This window comes from Pantoea sp. JV6 (assembly GCF_025910055.1).
Classification (GTDB): domain Bacteria; phylum Pseudomonadota; class Gammaproteobacteria; order Enterobacterales; family Enterobacteriaceae; genus Pantoea; species Pantoea agglomerans.
Genome location: NZ_JAPCIM010000014.1, coordinates 1 through 17,208 on the forward strand (window position 1 = coordinate 1; position 17,208 = coordinate 17,208).

The 17,208-nt window shown below is 57.6% G+C and carries 16 protein-coding genes; 7 read left to right on the forward strand and 9 right to left on the reverse strand.

What is annotated here, in order from left to right:
* Positions 1 to 70 precede the first annotated feature (70 nt).
* The 3 genes from OK412_RS16150 to OK412_RS16160 all read right to left on the reverse strand — a co-directional run bounded on the left by OK412_RS16150 (position 71) and on the right by OK412_RS16160 (position 3,344).
* Positions 71 to 1,240, reverse strand: coding sequence for a Gfo/Idh/MocA family protein (locus tag OK412_RS16150; RefSeq protein ID WP_264353358.1), 1,170 nt, complete (start codon positions 1,238 to 1,240; stop codon positions 71 to 73).
* A gap of 10 nt (positions 1,241 to 1,250) precedes the next feature.
* Positions 1,251 to 2,168, reverse strand: coding sequence for a sugar phosphate isomerase/epimerase (locus OK412_RS16155; RefSeq protein WP_264353359.1), 918 nt, complete (start codon positions 2,166 to 2,168; stop codon positions 1,251 to 1,253).
* Positions 2,169 to 2,318: 150 nt separating this feature from the next.
* A complete protein-coding gene (locus tag OK412_RS16160; protein ID WP_010672023.1) occupies positions 2,319 to 3,344 on the reverse strand; it encodes a LacI family DNA-binding transcriptional regulator in 1,026 nt (341 codons plus the stop codon).
* A 330-nt stretch (positions 3,345 to 3,674) separates the two neighbouring features.
* On the opposite strand from OK412_RS16160, the gene OK412_RS16165 reads away from it, so the two are divergent.
* From OK412_RS16165 to OK412_RS16180, 4 genes are all read left to right on the forward strand, one after another.
* Positions 3,675 to 4,718 (forward strand): Gfo/Idh/MocA family protein, encoded by a 1,044-nt coding sequence (locus OK412_RS16165; protein ID WP_250488966.1) that lies wholly within the window; start codon positions 3,675 to 3,677, stop codon positions 4,716 to 4,718.
* Between the two features lie 18 nt (positions 4,719 to 4,736).
* On the forward strand, positions 4,737 to 5,615 hold the full coding sequence (locus OK412_RS16170) for a sugar phosphate isomerase/epimerase family protein (RefSeq protein WP_010252025.1): 879 nt from the start codon (positions 4,737 to 4,739) through the stop codon (positions 5,613 to 5,615).
* A 218-nt stretch (positions 5,616 to 5,833) separates the two neighbouring features.
* Positions 5,834 to 6,697: a glutathione-dependent disulfide-bond oxidoreductase gene (gene yghU, locus OK412_RS16175; protein WP_010252027.1), complete on the forward strand. Its 864-nt coding sequence runs from the start codon at positions 5,834 to 5,836 to the stop codon at positions 6,695 to 6,697.
* Positions 6,698 to 6,707: 10 nt separating this feature from the next.
* On the forward strand, positions 6,708 to 7,001 hold the full coding sequence (locus OK412_RS16180) for a DUF1330 domain-containing protein (RefSeq protein ID WP_010252030.1): 294 nt from the start codon (positions 6,708 to 6,710) through the stop codon (positions 6,999 to 7,001).
* A gap of 30 nt (positions 7,002 to 7,031) precedes the next feature.
* Here OK412_RS16180 and OK412_RS16185 read toward each other — a convergent pair whose 3' ends face one another.
* Together OK412_RS16185 and OK412_RS16190 are read right to left on the reverse strand one after the other, a co-directional pair.
* Complete coding sequence (locus OK412_RS16185) at positions 7,032 to 8,126, reverse strand: YncE family protein (protein ID WP_264353360.1); 1,095 nt, start codon at positions 8,124 to 8,126, stop codon at positions 7,032 to 7,034.
* Between the two features lie 201 nt (positions 8,127 to 8,327).
* Positions 8,328 to 9,266: a LysR family transcriptional regulator gene (locus OK412_RS16190; protein WP_264353361.1), complete on the reverse strand. Its 939-nt coding sequence runs from the start codon at positions 9,264 to 9,266 to the stop codon at positions 8,328 to 8,330.
* A 64-nt stretch (positions 9,267 to 9,330) separates the two neighbouring features.
* Between OK412_RS16190 and OK412_RS16195 the strand changes: the two genes are divergently transcribed.
* On the forward strand, positions 9,331 to 10,401 hold the full coding sequence (locus OK412_RS16195; RefSeq protein ID WP_033787519.1) for a tartrate dehydrogenase: 1,071 nt from the start codon (positions 9,331 to 9,333) through the stop codon (positions 10,399 to 10,401).
* A 1-nt stretch (position 10,402) separates the two neighbouring features.
* Here the strand turns inward: OK412_RS16195 and OK412_RS16200 are convergent, their stop codons facing one another.
* The 4 genes from OK412_RS16200 to OK412_RS16215 form a co-directional block, all read right to left on the reverse strand.
* Entirely contained in the window at positions 10,403 to 11,734 is a 1,332-nt protein-coding gene (locus OK412_RS16200) for a glycoside hydrolase family 28 protein (protein ID WP_061703665.1), read from the reverse strand.
* Between the two features lie 103 nt (positions 11,735 to 11,837).
* Positions 11,838 to 12,653, reverse strand: a complete 816-nt coding sequence (locus OK412_RS16205; protein ID WP_264353362.1) for a carbohydrate ABC transporter permease — start codon at positions 12,651 to 12,653, stop codon at positions 11,838 to 11,840.
* Entirely contained in the window at positions 12,653 to 13,525 is an 873-nt protein-coding gene (locus tag OK412_RS16210) for a carbohydrate ABC transporter permease (protein ID WP_264353363.1), read from the reverse strand. Before OK412_RS16210 ends, OK412_RS16205 begins: the two co-directional genes overlap by 1 nt.
* Before the next feature lie 57 nt (positions 13,526 to 13,582).
* Positions 13,583 to 14,914 (reverse strand): extracellular solute-binding protein, encoded by a 1,332-nt coding sequence (locus OK412_RS16215; protein WP_010252044.1) that lies wholly within the window; start codon positions 14,912 to 14,914, stop codon positions 13,583 to 13,585.
* A 550-nt stretch (positions 14,915 to 15,464) separates the two neighbouring features.
* On the opposite strand from OK412_RS16215, the gene OK412_RS16220 reads away from it, so the two are divergent.
* Complete coding sequence (locus OK412_RS16220; protein ID WP_022625246.1) at positions 15,465 to 16,064, forward strand: GNAT family N-acetyltransferase; 600 nt, start codon at positions 15,465 to 15,467, stop codon at positions 16,062 to 16,064.
* A gap of 12 nt (positions 16,065 to 16,076) precedes the next feature.
* Positions 16,077 to 17,168 (forward strand): ABC transporter ATP-binding protein, encoded by a 1,092-nt coding sequence (locus tag OK412_RS16225; RefSeq protein ID WP_033787522.1) that lies wholly within the window; start codon positions 16,077 to 16,079, stop codon positions 17,166 to 17,168.
* Positions 17,169 to 17,208 lie beyond the last annotated feature (40 nt).

Genomic DNA, 17,208 nt, shown 5'->3' on the forward strand with positions numbered 1-17,208 from the left:
TGCTTTTGTGGAGCGAACCCGTTATCGAAGGTTCGATACACTCGCCACATCCTGTGGCTCGCCCTCTGCTTCAGCACGCCACCCACACTGCACCGGCATCCGCCGATTTCACGCACTGCGCGACCCAGCGCACGCCCATTAATCCGGCATGCACGTCGGGATACCAGAAATCCTGCAGGAAGTCGGTGTCACGGCGATCGGTGGCATCCATCGCCAGTGCGAAGCGACGATAAAGATTGGACCAGGCTTCAAATAACCCCTCGGTATGCCCTCCGCCAATGCGGTCCTCTTCCAGCGCGCGCGGATTAAGATAGCCCATGCCGCGCTCCAGAATGCGCACTGGCTCGCCCTGCACTTCATAGCGCAACTGGTTCGGCTGCTCATCCCACCACTCCAGACTGGCTTTCGATCCGACGACCCGAATCTTCTGCCCGTGCATCGATCCGGCATTCACCGCCGACGCCCATAACGTGCCGACCGCGCCGTTGTCATACTCCATCATCACAAAGGCGTTATCCTCAAGCGGCGCACGCGACGCGACAAAGCTCTGACGCGAACAGAGCAGACGTGTCACTTTCAGCTGTGGCAACATCGTTTCTGCGATAAACAACGGATGCGTCGCCAGGTCGCCTAACACGTAACTCGGGCCGACAAAGCGCGGATCGACCCGCCAGCGGGTGCTTTCACTCTGCAACTCCACCGCCTCATTATGGAAGCCGTGGGCAAACTGCATGTTAACGATGCGGATCTCACCCAGAGCCCCTTCAGCGATCATCTCCCTGGCCTGATGAACCAGCTGATGCCCGGCGTAACCGTAGGTGACGCCAACAACCTTCTGCTTCTCCCGGCTCAGCTGCTCCAGCTCATCCGCCTCTTCGACCGTAAAACAGAGGGGCTTCTCGCACACCACATGCAGCCCGGCATTAAGCGCCGCGCGGCAAATGGCGAAATGAGTATTATTAGGCGTGGCGACAGACACCGCCTCAATGCCATCTTCACGCGCGGCTTCCCCGGCGAACAGGCTGGCATAATCGGGATAACAGCGCTCCGGTGCCACACCCAGCGCCTGACCAAACTCACGCCCGCGTGCGGCATCAATATCAAACGCCCCCGCCAGCAGCACAAAGTTTCCGTCACGCTGTGCCGCAGAGCGATGGATATAGCCAATCTGGCTGGTGCCGCCGCCGCCGATCATGCCCCAGCGCAGCGAGCGATTAGCCGCTTTTTTACCGTTAATCATGCTGTTGTCCTCAGAATCCTGTTGATCGGAGATAGTCCAGGCTGGCTTTAACATCCCGCAGACTGGTGTCGGCATGGCGCGGATCACGCTCCTGTTCGATGGTGATCCAGCCCTGATAGTTACGCTCAGTCAGCAGCGTGCGCACCGCCGGATAGTCAATTGCGCCCTGCCCCAGCGGACACATCACCCCCTGCGCGCAGGCAGTGAAAAAGTCGAGTCCGTGAGAGAGGGCGTCTCGCCAGACCCGCTGGTTAACGTCTTTGAAGTGGAGGTAATCGATGCTGCTCCAGTACTGTTGCAGCGAAGCGACCGGATCCATCCCGGCGTAATAGAGATGGCCGGTATCCAGGCATAAACCAGCCACCTGATGCGGAATATCACTGACCAGCCGCGCAAGCTCATCGGCAAACTCAATGCAGCCGCCCGCATGCGGATGGATCACCGGTCGCACGCCATACTCCTGCCAGGCAATCTCACTGAGAATGGTGATGTGTCGCATCATGCGCTGCCAGTCGTCAGCGGAGAGCCGTGGCGCTTTTTCTGACTGACCGGCATATTTCGCCCGCTCCGGATTCCCGAAGTCGATGATCACCAGATAAGGCGCGCTGGCGCCGGGCGTTCTGGCGGCGGCTGGTACGCTGGCCAGCGTACGGCACAGGTTGTGGGTCAGCGTCACCAGTTCAGGGAAATGCGCTTCACTGACCAAATCATCAAAAATCGTACCCGCCACCAGCGAAAGCTGATGCGCATTAAGCTGCCGGGTCAGTTCGGCTGCATCCGCTGGCAGATAGCCCCAAGGGCCAAGTTCGATACTGGGATAGCCAGCCAGAGCGGCTTCAGTCAGGACTTTCTGCCACGGCGGCAGCCAGGGATTAGCGGGATCGTCCACGCCCCAGCTACAGGGCGCATTAGCAATGTGAAAGGTCATGATATCTGCCTGTGCAGTGAGAACTGCTGGCAGTATCAAATGAAAATTTCATCTCAGACAACAATGAAAGTTTCATTTTTTGATAGAGATCGCGTTTAAATATTTCTTTATATGATAGCTTTCTATCAAATGTCCGCTAACCTGCTCTTTCTACAGGTTTTCACGCGTCACGATTTCAAAGGGTACGGTCACCTGCGCAAAATGGTCGCGCTGTTCCATCCGGCTGTTGAGGCAGGTGGCGATCACCGCCGCAGCCATGGCATCAATACGATGGCGCAACATCAGCGTAATGGTGCCATCAATCAGCGCCAGCTCATCGCCGGGCAGCGGACCGTGGCACAGCAGATCGATCTGTCTGCGCCCGCTGTCACGCAGCGCCCGCACCACACCCTCGATGCCGCCGCATGGCGCATAAATCATCACCAGATCATCATGGGTGTCCAGCAACTGCCGGGTCGCCTGATAGCCCCCTTCACCCGACTCATGCGTTTTTAACGGTTCCAGTACCCGCTGACTGATGCCTGACTCGCGCAGGTAGGAGCGGAAACTGATCTCGCTGCTCTCCTGGCAGGTAAAGCGGTGATCGCCCAGCAGCACCCCAACGCATCCCGGCTGACGCAGCAGATGCTGTGCCATCCAGGCCGCCGTACGTCCCGCTTTCTGATTATCAATGCCGATAAACCCCGCATGCTCACAGGGCGAGAAATCAGAAAACAGCGCGTAAACCCGTACGCCCAGTCGTGACACATCCTGAATCGCGTGACGAATCAGCGGATGATCCAGCGCCACCAGCGCAATCACATCACTGCGCTGTGCCAGCAGACGCAGCGAGTGCGCCACCGCCTCCACTTCATGAATATCATGCCAGCAGAATTCAGGTTCGCTGCCCTGTGGCTGCTGCGCCTTCAGCTGCTGTTTCAGCACCTCGCCTAGCTGCTGATAAAACGAATAACGGGCAGGCAGCAGGATAAAGCTCACGCGAACTGTTGCCGCAGCGAGCGGCGATGTTGTCCGGATGTGTGCCTGCGTCAGGTGATAGCCCAGCTCGCGGGCCGCAGCCAGCACTTTCTGCTCGGTCACGCTGCGCACCGGCGCGCGTCCATTCAGCACCCGATCCACGGTGGCCACGCCCACGCCCGCCGCCTGCGCAATAGCGGTCATCGTCACTTTTGACATCATCCTTCTCCCTGCTTCTGCTCTCTGTAGCGCTGGCTGACGGCTACGCCTATATATTCTGTTGTCTGAGACATCAACACTCTATCGCGGCACAGCCATTTCCTCTCATTTATTTGATAGAAAGTCAGCGTTAATCTTGATCGTCCTCGCAAAATGAAACATTCATTTCTTTCTGCATTCTCTTTAAAACGCCCATTTGCTAAAACGGATAAAAATCCTGCGCCGATCGGGTTGATGGGATCACATCATTAAAAGGTTAGAGCGACGACGGCGGGCTTTCTATAGTGGAGCCCTGAGCAGCACCTGCCTGCACGTATAAAAGGAAAAGTTATGTTCCCTTCAACGCTTCCGGTTCCACGCCTGACCGCGGCCAGCCAGGTACCACAGTTGCGCTGGGGCATTATCGGGCCGGGCTGGATCGCCGACCATTTTGCCCATGCACTGCGCCAGCATACCCATCAGCAGCTCACGGCGGTGGCTGCGCGTGACCCGGCAAAAGCGCAGGCCTTTGCCGACAAATGGTCAATCAGCCATGCCACGGGCAGTATCGACGTGCTGCTGGCGCGGGAGGATGTTGATGCGGTCTATATCGCTACGCCCCACAACCACCATTTTCCCGATGGTCTGCGCGCCATTGCCGCCGGAAAGCATCTGCTGATTGAAAAGCCGCTGGCGCTGAATGCTCAGCAGGCGACACAGCTTAAACAGGCCGCCGCTGCCGCGAACCTGCTCTGTATGGAGGCGATGTGGTGCAACTTCACACCGAAATATGACGTTATCCGTCAGCTGCTTGTGGATGGCGTGCTCGGCGATGTTCACACCCTGATTGCCGATCATGGCGAGTTTTTCACCCCGGACCACCGCATCTTCAACGCCGATCTGGCGGGCGGCCCGATGCTGGATCTGGGCAGCTATCTGGTGGCGCTTAGCGTGTTTGTTGGCGGCGGTGCGCCTGACACGATCGTCGCCCGGGGCCAGCCCGTCCCGGATGGGCGTGTAAACGGTCAGACGTCGATGCTGTTTACCCATCAGCACGGCATGCATTCGGTGCTGAATACCACCCTGTTCAGCAACACGCCAGGCGGCGCGGTGATCGCCGGACGCGAGGCCACGCTGGAACTGGCGGGCCAGTTCTATGCGCCCGGTAACTTCACCCTGACCTCCAGCGATCGGCGTCATCGCCTGCAGTGGCAGGAGCCTGCCAGCCGCTATGAACAGCTCTGTCATGAAATTAACCATTTCGCCTGGTGTATCGGTCAGAACCGGATCGATTCACCCATCCATTCGCTTGACCAGGCGATTACCACCCTGGCCGCGATGGACAACGTCAGGCAGCAGATTGGCGTGACCTTCAATGAAGAACAGCAACCTTAATGTGCCCGGAGCAGAAAGATGAAAATCGCTTTTGATGTGGATGTGATTAAAGATTTAGGCATCACCCGTATGGTTCATCAGGTGGCCGACTGGGGATACAAATATATCGAACAGTCGCCGCATCCGCAGATCAACCCGTTTTATAAGCATCCTAAAGCCAGCCGTGAAATCATCACCGAGTATAAGAATGCGTTAAACGCCACCGGGCTGGAGATCTCCTCGTTTATCGTGGTCTATCGCTGGTCCGGCCCGGATGAGCTGCGTCGTCAGGCGGCGGTGAAGAACTGGAAGCGGATGATCGAGATCGCGGTTGAGATGGGTGTGCAGGTGATCAACACCGAACTCTCCGGCACGCCTAACGAGCCGGAAATCTGTGAAGAGATGTTCTATCGCTCCATGGAAGAGCTGCTGCCAATCATCGAACGTGAAGGCATCCGCGTCGAAATCCAGGCCCATCCGTGGGATTTCTGCGAAGAGAACAACGAAACTGTGGATATCGTGAAGTCGTTCCGCAGCGATAATGTGAAGTATATCTACAGCGCGCCACACACTTTCTTTTATGACAAAGGCAAAGGTGATGTGAAACCGATGCTGGAGTATGCCGGTGACGATCTGTCACACATGCTGATCGCCGACACCATGAACCATACAAAACACTGTCGCTACATCGTTAACCCGCCAGGGGTGGATGCCACCATTCACCAGCATGTCGGCGTGGGCGAAGGCGAAGTGGACTTCGACACCCTGTTTAAAACGCTGCGCGACACCGGCTTTGCCACCCGCAGTTATAAAGTCGGCGGTGAACCGATCATCGCGGCGTCTCTGTTTGGCTACCCGGAAAAGATGAAGGTTCAGGCGGTAGAAACCCGCGAACTGATTGAGCGTGAACTGCTGTAACCCTGCCTGCCGTGCAGTCGCTGCTGACTGCACGGCCACCTCCGCTCAGGATAACGAACCACCTGCCTGACACACTTTTATTCACTTTTCTCCAGTGCCGCTGCCCGCCTGACATCAGCCCCCTGCAGCACGGCCTTGCGCAGCCAGCAGAGTTAAACCCCCTTCGCAGCACCTGCTACACTCCAGACCAATACCACACCATAAGGCGAACTTTCATTATGTCGGAAAATGCATATCAGCCCGCAAAAGTCTGGACCTGGGACCCTGAAGCCAAAGGTAACGGCGCTAAAACTAATCGTCCGTTCGCTGGTCCCACCCATGAAAAAGCGTTGCCGGTCGGCAAGCATCCTTTACAGCTCTATTCGCTTGGCACGCCTAACGGCCAGAAGGTGACCATCCTGCTGGAAGAGCTGCTGGCGCTTAACGTCAACGATGCGGAATATGATGCCTGGCTGATCCGTATCGGCGAAGGCGATCAGTTCTCCAGCGGTTTTGTCGACGTAAACCCGAACTCGAAAATCCCGGCGCTGAGCGACCACTCGGCAACGCCGCCGATTCGGGTATTTGAATCGGGCAACATCCTGCTCTATCTGGCGGAGAAGTATGGCTACTTCCTGCCGAAAGATATCGCTGGCCGCACCGAAACCCTGAACTGGCTCTTCTGGTTACAGGGCTCAGCGCCTTACCTGGGCGGTGGTTTCGGTCATTTCTATCACTACGCGCCAGAAAAAATTGAGTACGCCATTAACCGCTTCACGCTGGAAGCGAAGCGTCAGCTCGACGTGCTGGATCGTCAGCTGGCAGATAACCGCTATCTGGCCGGTGATGACTACACCATCGCTGATATCGCCACCTGGCCGTGGTACGGCAACATGGTGCTGAATGATCAGTATGGCGGTGCCGAATTCCTGGATGTGCAGTCCTATAAAAATGTAGTGCGCTGGGCGAAAGAGATCGCGCTGCGACCTGCTGTAATTCGTGGCCGTAAGGTCAATCGTGTCATGGGCGACCCGGCCGATCAGCTGCACGAGCGTCATGATGCCGCTGACTTCGATACCAAAACCCAGGATAAAAAAGCTTAAGGAGAGACCTGTGAGTGCATATGTTGTATTTATTCGTGATAACACCCTGAACCAGGACGAAATGGCGATCTATGCCGAGAAAGCGGGCGAGGCTCGCGGCGATCATCAGATCAATCCTCTCGCCTTTTATGGCGAACTTGAAACGCTGGAAGGGCAGGAAGCGGAAGGCGTGGTGATTCTGGAATTCGCGAGCCGCGAAGCCGCACATGCCTGGTATGACAGCCCGGAATATCAGGCTGCCAAAGCGCACCGTCTGAAAGGCGCGAACTATCGCGTGGTGCTGGTAGAAGGTGTGGCTAAGTAAAGATGCAGGCGGCAGCGATGCCGCCTTTTCTTATTGCAGTGTGATACGCGCCACGCCATCCAGCCCCTGACTGCTGTGATCGTCATTGAAGCCCTGCTTCAGGGTGACGAACAGGGTCTGCCCGTCCGGTGAGACCAGCAGACTGTTGGGGTGGCTATTAAATGACCAGCTGTTTTTCACCTCATAGGTGGTGCCATCCAGCTGCAGCACCTTCTTCGATTCGCGCTGGCTGATATAAATCTCATTGCGCTTGCCATTAAACTTAATCCCCAGTGAGTCGCCCAGATTCAGACGCTTAATGACCTTGCCGCTGCGCTCATCAAACACCAGCGTATTTTTCGCTTTTGAATTATCCGTAACAAACAGGCGACCGGTTGCCGGATCCTCGGCCATATTCAGGAACAGATACTCCTGCCCGTCACCCGCCGTCAGGCGCTGCTCGATTTTGTTATTGCGCGGATTGATCACCAGGATTTCCCCGCTGCCGTTCGCCGCATAAATCCGGTCGCTGACCGGCGAGAAGATGATGCCTGTGACCCACTTCCCGGCATTTTTTATCCGGGTTTTCAGCGTCAGGGTTTTGGCATCAACCACCCAGATCACGCCCGGATCGCCCACGCCGCCGACATAGAGCAGCCCGTCATGCAGAAAGATTTCACGCGTGCCATAGGGCATGCCTTTCTCGTTTTTCTCGTCAAACATCAGGCGCTTCAGCACCTTACCGTTATCAGGATCGATCTTAGAGATACCGCCATCCAGCGTGTTGGTGGCGTAGAGTGCGCTGCCGTCAGGCGCGCTGATCAGACCAAAGTTTTTCAGGTCGAAGTGTCCCGCGCCGGTGCTCTGCAGCGTGGAAGCATCAAGACGGTAGATCATGCCGCCGCTGATATCTTTAAATCCCTGCGCGCTGGCGACATAGAGGGCATTTTTTGCTGGCAGATAGGCCATCTCATACAAACCTTCACCCAGCTCGCGCTGAATCAGGTTATCCGGGCTGGAGGGCTGCATCACCACCGGCGCGCTGACATCCACTTTTTTCGCCGGCATCTGGCACGCCGTCAGGCTGAAGGTGGTCACCATCGCCAGTGTAAGTGCCGCTGTACGCGGACTGAACAACGCTTTCATACTTAACTCCCCTATCTGCCTGCTGCTCCCGGCTGGCCACAACGCAGAGGACAGGCTGGAAATAAAAAGAATAAGAATCATACGCAGCCGCTAAAACGCTGTAAACGCAGCGGCACGCTGACGCAACCGAATCAGCTTAATGCGGTATGTTTATTGTCCGCAGGCGTCTGGCCGCGCCAGAAACTGCCTTTAAAAGCCTGGCTAATCAACCGATTGCAGATTGCTCTGCAGAAACGCCACAAATGCGGTAATACGCGCCGGAAGCTGACGCTGCGCCTGCCAGACCGCAAAAATATCGCCATCCGGTGCCTGCCAGTCGGGTAACACCGGCAGCAGTTCGCCCGTCGCCAGACTGTGCTGCGCGTCCCACCAGGAACGCAGCAAGATGCCATGCCCATCCATCGCCAGTCGCATCGCCACTTCGCCATCGTTGGTGATAAGACTGCCGCGCACTTTCTGAGTGATGCTCTGTTCGCCGCTGGTCAGTCGCCACAGGGTAAAATCGCTGTCGTGCTGGCGCAGTAAAATGCAGTTGTGTTGTGCCAGATCGCGCACTGTCTCCGGCAGACCGTGCCGGGCGGCATAGGCGGGTGAGCAGCAGAGAATGCGCGGATTGGTACGCAGTTTGCGCGCCACCAGCCGTGAGTCGGGCGGTTCCCCGACGCGGATATCAATATCCATGTGGGCATCAAGAAAATTAAGTGGCTGGCTGCTGAGCTGCAGCGACAGCGAGAGTTCCGGGTGCAGCGCGGCAAAAGCCGAGACGCAGGGCGCAATATGCCGACGGCCAAAGCCAAATGAGGCGTTGATGTTAAGTGTGCCGCGCAGCTGGGCGGTCTCGCCGCTGACCGCCTCTTCCAGCGCCGCCAGCTGATCCAGCAACGGACGCGCACCCGCCAGATATCGGCGCCCTTCCGGCGTCAGCTCCAGTCGTCGCGTGGTGCGGCGCAGGAGTTGCACACCAAGCCGCTGTTCCAGCTGGCTCAGACGTTTGCTGACCGCCGCCAGCGACAATCCCAGTTCGCGCGCCGCCGCAGTCAGGCTATCCAGCGCAGCCAGGCGAACAAAGAAGGCTAAATCATCGGTGGAGGTGCGGGATTCTCTACTTTTATTCAACACTGGATTGCCTTTCAGGCTCATTATTTCCCCGGAAGCGACAGTTATACTGCGTACACAATTCGAACATCAACCGGAAAGGTACCCTGTGACTGACAAAATTCACTCTGTTGCCGTGATCCCTGGCGACGGCATCGGCAAAGAAGTGATGCCGGAAGGCGTCCGTGTAATGAATGCGGCCGCAGAGAAATTTAACATTCCGCTGCGCTGGGAGTGGTTCGATTACGCCAGTGCCGACTACTGGCAGCAGCATGGCAAAATGTTGCCTGACGACTGGTTTCCACAGCTGAAAGCCTTTGATGCGATCTATTTTGGCGCAGTCGGCTGGCCCGATGTGGTGCCCGACCACGTTTCACTGTGGGGCTCGCTGCTGCAGTTCCGCCGGGAGTTCGATCAATATGTGAATCTGCGTCCGGTGCGACTGATGCCAGGCGTCAAAGCGCCGCTGGCGAACCGTCAGCCCGGCGATATCGACTTCTATGTGGTACGCGAAAACACGGAGGGTGAATACTCCAGCGTCGGCGGCACCATGTTCCCCGGCACCGAACGTGAAGTGGTGATTCAGGAGACGGTGATGACGCGCACCGGCGTCGATCGCATCCTGAAGTTTGCCTATCAGCTGGCGCAGAGTCGGCCGAAGAAACACCTGACCTCCGCCACCAAATCGAACGGCATTGCCATCACCATGCCCTACTGGGATAGCCGCGTTGAAGCCATGGCCGGTCAGTTCCCCGATGTTCGCGTCGATAAGTATCACATCGATATTCTCACCGCTAACTTCGTGCTGCATCCGGACTGGTTTGATGTGGTGGTCGCCAGCAATCTGTTTGGCGATATCCTCTCCGATCTCGGCCCGGCCTGTACCGGCACTATCGGCATCGCCCCTTCGGCCAATATCAACCCGGAAGGCCTGTTCCCCAGCCTGTTTGAACCGGTTCACGGTTCTGCGCCCGATATCGCCGGTAAAGGTGTCGCCAATCCCATCGGACAGATCTGGTGTGGCGCGATGATGCTGGAGCACCTCGGCTACAAAGCGGCAGGTGATGCGGTGTTAGACGCGATTGAACGCACGCTGGCAGCGGGTGAGCACCTGACGCGCGATCTCGGCGGCAGCGCCAGCACCGAACAGCTCGGTATGGCCATCGCCGCCGCGCTGTGATTTAGTCCGGCAACTGCACCACGCACTCGGGGTGCCAGCCTGGCGGTAACGGTTCCGGCCGTATTATCGCCAGGCTGTGCAGTTGCAGGTTCTCCACCCCGCGTGCGAACAGGCCCGGCAGCCCGCCGGGATAGCGCTCTACGCCAAAAGCTTCGCCGGTTTTCGGGTCAAGTTTGTAGGCGTTATCCAGCCCCATGCCGGTCGGGGAGTCCGGGTTACAGGGCGGCCGTACGTCATAGTGTCCCTGTGCAACCGGTGCCACGGTCTGCCGCATCTGCAGCTGGCTGATGACCACATCGCGTATCCAGCCCGGTTCTGCCGCATGCAGGTTAATCGCCCCTTCCGCCACGCCCGTAACGTTACTGAACTGCACCTGCTCTACGATGCCTGGCGTAATGGCGGGATCGCGACTGCGCACCGAAATATGCAGCGGATCGGCTTTTCCCCAGTGACAGGGCGGCGCATGGTGACAGGCAAAAGTCAGATTACTGAACAGCAGACGCCGCATCGCGCCACCGTCACGCGACAGAATGCCGATGCCACGGTTGGAATCAAAAATGGTGCAGCCGGTCACCGTGACATCTTCCACATCATCCCAGGTTTCAGTGCCGATTTTAAAGGCGCAGCTGTAGCTACGCAGCAGGCAGTTGGTGATCATAATCTGCCGCGCCGGACGCCGCAGCGCGGCCGGTTTATGGGTGGTTTTGATGCAGATGGCATCATCGGCGGCACTGAGATAGCTGTTGCTGACAAACACCGCTTCGCAGCTGTCGATATCGAGCGCATCGGTATTCGGCATGGTCATGGCATTGTCGATGGTGAGGTGGTCGATATGCACATGGCGACAGCTCACCAGATGCACCGTCCACATCGGCGCCTGCACGATGGTAAAGGCGGTCAGCGTTACCTGCTCGCAATCTTCAAACACAATGATCCGCGGCCGGTCCGCACGCGGCAGGCGATAGCCCTGCTCGTCACGCTCAGCGGCAAACCAGGCTTCACCGTCACCGTCTATACGGCCGGTGCCGCTGATGGTGATATTGCGCTGGCCCAGCGCATAGAGCAGCACATTGTGGGACTTCTCAGCACAGCTCAGCGCCTGTACCGCCTGGTAATCAGCCAGCCGCTGACTGGCGATCAGCACCGCGCCCGCTTCAAGATGGAGTTCAAAATCAGAGGGCAGATTCAGGCAGCCGCTGCGATAACGCCCGGCAGGCAGGGTCAGACGGCCACCGCCCGCCGCCGCAATCTGATCCATAGCGCGTTGCAGCACGGCCGTGTCCGGGGTTTCGCCATCGGCGACAGGGTGAAAATCAGCAAGGGAAAGGTGCATCATGCGTCTCCCGCAGGATTGAGGAGGAGGAATTGCAGCACGATACGGCGCGGCAAACCTTTGTCTGGCCGCCAGTGCGCCGTTTCGTGCGGGCTATCACAGATTACTTCACGGCCCCTTCGGTGACGCCGCTGATGAACTTGCGCTGGAAAATCAGGAACACCACGATCAGCGGCATAATCACAATCATCGCGCCCGCCATCAGCACCGGAATGTCGATGGTGTTTTTGTTCTGGAAAAACATCATGCCAATTGGCAGTGTGCGTAACTCATCCTTGTTGACCAGAATCAGCGGGATCAGGAACTCATTCCAGGTCCAGATAAACAGCAGCAGCCCCAGCGTTGAGAGGGTCGGCCAGATAGCGGGCACCAGAATGCCCCACAGAATTTTGACCCGCGATGCCCCATCCATTACCGCCGCTTCCACCAGTTCTTTCGGCACCTGCTGGAAAGCACTGGCGATCATCAGCGTAGTAAAGGGCAGCGACAGGGCGATTTGCGGCAGGATCAGCGCCAGATAGGTGTTGGTCAGCCCCATCCAGCGCAGCTCGTGATAGAGCGGAATGATAAAGGCTTCACTCGGCAACACCATCCCCAGCGCCAGCATCGCTCCGATGACTTTTTTACCAGGGATTTTCAGCCACGCGAAACCGAACCCGGCCAGAATGCCCAGCAGCACGCTGAACAGCACCACCGGAATCACCACCAGCACCGAATTGAGAAAGTAGACGTTGAAGTGTCCCTGTTGCCACGCGGTCAGGTAGTTTTTGAAATTCAGCGAGGCGGGCAGCGTGAAGACCCCCTGAAACAGCTCCATCTGGGTTTTGAACGACGTCATCAGCGCCATCAGGAACGGCAGAATCGTCATCAGCGCCACGATCCAGATCAGCGTGCGTGAAATCACCGGCGTGCTTCGCATCAGTAACGCTCCTTTAAGGCCACATGGATCAGATAGTTAATCCCTAAAACAATGACCATGCTGAACACCGCCACCGACGAGGCGTAGCCAAAGTAGTGCAGATCAAAGCCCTGCTTATACATAAAGATGTTGGTCACCATGGTGGAGGTGCCCGGGCCGCCCTGCGTCATCACATAGACCAGGTCAAAGGCTTTCAGGCTGGCGATCACCGTCAGCAGCAGGGCAATCCGCAGCTCGGGTCGCAGGCCTGGCAGCGTAATGCGCATAAACTTCTGGCGACGCGACGAGCCATCGAGATCGGCCGCTTCCAGCAGTGAGGGATCCATGCGCTGCAGGCCCGCCATAAACAGCACCAGACAAAAGCCGAAGAAGTACCAGGTGGCGACCAGACCCACGGCGGGCAGCGCCCAGGTAAAATCACCCAGCCAGGAGAGTGCCAGCTGGGGCAATCCTATTGCGCGTAATATCTGGTCGATCGGACCAAACGCCGGGTTATAGAGCCAGCGCCACACCACGCCCAGCACCGCCATCGGCATGATGTAGGGCAGGAAAAAGAGAATGCGCAGCACGCTGCGTTCGCTGTTGTTGCGCGTGTCATACAGAAAGCTGCAGAGCAGCAGGCCGACGCCAATCGGCAACAGGGTATAGAACAGCATCAGGATGGCGTTATTGCCCAGTGCAATCCAGAACACCGGATCGCTGAACATCCGCAGATAGTTGCTGACGCCGCTAAACACCGGCAGCGAGGTGCCGTCCCATTCGGTAAAACTGATGCCCAGCGAGGCCAGTAGCGGGAACAGCAGAAACACCGCATAGACCAGCACCGCAGGCAGAACATAGAGAAAATTACGCCAGCCACTTAAATTCAACATAACTCTACTCGTGGTTCAGAACGAGGCTCAGGCCCGGCTGTTCGCCGGGCCTCCGGCTTAATGCTTCAGTGTTTTCAGGTAACGCTGATAGTTGTTATCAAAATTAACTACCATCTGATCGGGTGTCTGACGGCCTGCCAGCAGCAGTTGAACGTTCTGATTCAGCTCGGCGTTCATGGTGGGTGTCGCCCAGTCCACGTAGTGACCTAAACCGTCGTAATCATTGAGCGTCAGCCAGACCTGATACGCCTCGGCCAGTAGCGGATTGTCCGCTGGCATTTTCGCCGCTTTGTTGGTGCTGGCAGGCAGGAAGCCCACCTTCAGCCAGCGGTTCGCCATGGCATCAGAGACCATATAGTTGATGAACTTCGCCGCACCTTCCTGCTGGTCTTTGCCTTTGGCAGTGCTGGTGATGGAGAACGCCAGATCGGTACCGCCCACCATCAGCGGTTGCTTCACGCCTTCACCGGCAGGCATCGCGGCAAAGTGAATATCTTTGTTGTCTTTAAACTGGCCGAGATACCAGGTGCCGCTGACCAGGAACGCAGCCTGGCCGTTCTGGAACAGCGTCGCCGCATCGTCGTGACCGATGCCCTGGAAGCCAGGGAAGAAGTACCCTTTGTCGGTCCAGCTCTTCATCATAGAGGCGGCATTGACCAGCTTGCTGTCTTTGAAGGTGCCGCCCACATCGTAAATCAGATTATCCAGCGTCTTGCGGTCGTGGCTCTCAATCTGCGCCTGCCACAGCGTGCTGAGCAGCTGCTGGCCCATGTTGCCATCCAGCAGACCGAGCATCATCGGTGCGGTGCCCTGCTGCTTCAGTTTCGCCATCGCGCTTTCCAGCTCAGCCAGCGTTTTCGGCACGGCAATGCCCGCTTTATCCAGCAGCGCTTTGTTGTAATAGAGCCCGACCATCTCGCCCAGGCTGGCGACGCCGTAGAGTTTGCCGCTGCCGAACTCGCCGCTGTCTGACCAGCGGTTACGTTTCAGAATCGAGTCCGGGAAGCGTGTGGTCCAGCCGTTGCTGGCGGCGTAGCTGTCGAGCGGCAGCAGCAGCTTATCTTTAACCAGCGAGCCCATATCACCGCCGCCCTGGTTGACCTGAGCGATCTGCGGGCCATCACCGGCGGTCAGCGCCAGCTTCAGGGGAATACGGGTATCTTCAAAGGAGTGAACCGAGCGGTTAATCACAATGCCGGGATTCTGCTGGGAAAACTCTTTAATCCCTTCATCCACCGCGGCAGTCTGCTCCGGGTAGTTGTAGATATCCCACTCATTCAGGGTAACGGCGGCGTGGGCGGCATGCGAGACGCTGCCCGCCAGCAGGCCCGCTGCCAGCAGCCGACCCACATTGCGAATTCGGAACGAACGAACGGAGGAAACAGACATTATGCTCACCTTCTTCAGACCAGGATCGGCATCCTTTCATCTCACCGCCTGACATCCTGCAGGCTGCAGCCGCACACAAACGCACTCACTCATACTTACTTTAATAAAAAAATAAAGTCAAACAGCCTGCGCGGGGAATTGCAACGCTGTGAGCACGCGCAAATAAACAGCGACATGGCGTGAAATTCAGCACACTGCGCTGGCATTTACGCGATTAACCGTGGCGGTGCGTCGCCAGCTACTTTTTCTGCAGCAGGAGATGCCAGTGCAATCATTGCAAAATAACGTCCTGATAAAACATACGAAAATCCTATCACGCTCACACTTTTCCCCTTTCACTGGCCGTGAATCTGCTGCCAGCCGCCACGATCCGGGCGTGTTGGCGATCACAGTTGTGCATCCCGATGCCGGTAAACATTGCCGAAGCGCCCGTGTTAGTGAGATAAGGTAATTATTCTATCTTGAAAACTAAGTCCACTTTCATTAACGTAACTTTTATCTGCGGATCTGTTCAATCCCTGACCGATTCATTCACTCACGAGAATTCACCATGGCGAATCAAGGTGTCATTCGTCCGGCCACCCCGGCGGACTACCCGGCGCTCTACCGCATCTGCCTGGAAACAGCCGATGCAGGTGGCGATGCCCGCGCGCTCTATTCCGATCCTGACTATCCCGGCCAGCGTTTTGCTGTGCCTTATGCGCGTTTCGCGCCTGACTTTGCTTTTGTGCTGGAGCGGGACGGTGAGGTGCAGGGTTATGTGGTCGCCGCGCCCGATACCCGCGCGTTTGAAGCGCAGCTACAGACCGAATGGTGGCCGCAGCTGCAGGAGAAATATCGTGATCGCAGCGCCAGCGCGCCGCTCGACAGCAAAGTGCTCGACGCAATACGCCATCCTGACCAGGCCGCTGACACGCTGGTGACGCAGTGGCCCGCTCATCTGCATATCAACCTGCTGCCGGCGGCACAGAAAGGCGGCTGGGGTCGCCGGATGATTGAGCATGAGCTGGCGGCGCTGCGCGCTGCCGGTGTCAGCGGTGTCCATCTTGGCGTCAGCCTGCAGAATGAGCAGGTCTGTGCCTTTTATCAGCGCATGGGGTTCACCCCAATCCTGCGCAGCAATGCCATCTACATGGGCCAGTTACTCTGAGTGAGGTAGCCGATGACCAGCCTGCGCTTGCAGAATGTGAAGAAGTCTTATGAACACGTTAATGTCATTCATGGCATCGATCTGACGATCAACAGCGGCGAATTTGTGGTGTTTGTCGGGCCATCCGGCTGCGGCAAATCGACGCTGCTGCGGATGATCGCCGGGCTGGAGGAGATCAGCAGCGGTCAGTTGCTGATTGAGGAGCAGGACATGACGCAGCAGCCCGCCACCGAGCGCGGCATTGCTATGGTGTTTCAGTCTTATGCGCTCTACCCCAACATGACGGTGCGCGGCAACCTGGCCTATCCGCTGGAGGTAATGAAGAAGTCTAAGGCGGAGATCAATGAGGCGATTGCCCGGACGGCCGCCCGCCTGCATCTCACCGAACTGCTCGACCGCCTGCCGCGCGCGCTCTCTGGCGGACAGCGGCAGCGCGTGGCGATTGGCCGGGCAATTATCCGTCATCCGCGTATCTTCCTGTTCGATGAGCCGCTCTCTAACCTCGATGCCGAGCTGCGTTTGCAGATGCGGATTGAGATTGCGCGGCTGCACGCCTCGCTCGGCAATACCATGATTTATGTCACCCACGATCAGCTGGAAGCGATGACGCTGGCTGACCGCATCGTCGTGCTGCGTCAGGGCCGCATTGAGCAGGTCGGCGCACCGCTGACGCTCTATCACGACCCGGATAACCTGTTTGTCGCCGGCTTTATCGGCTCGCCAAAAATGAACTTCCTGCGGGCGGAAATCAGCGCCACGGGCAAGGGTGAAGTGCAGCTGCGGGTGCCGGAACTGAAGATTGAGGGGCTGGTGCTGAAAATCGCCGCCGACTGCCGCGAGGGGCAAACCGTGACGCTGGGAATTCGTCCCGAGCATTTCCAGCCTGCCGCGCAGACGCCGGAGGCATTGCGCTTTCACGGCGAGCTGGCCTATGGCGAAATGCTGGGCCACACCAACTACCTCTACCTGGATATCGGGCGTGAAGAGATGCTGGTGGTGGAAGAGCGCGAAGCAACCACGCGCGATCTGGGAACGCAGGTTGAACTGGGCTTTTCTGCTGCGCACTGCCTGCTGTTTGATGAACAGGGGATGCGCCTGCGCTAAGGGAAGCGCGGAAACAAAAACGGGCGCCGTGGCGCCCGTT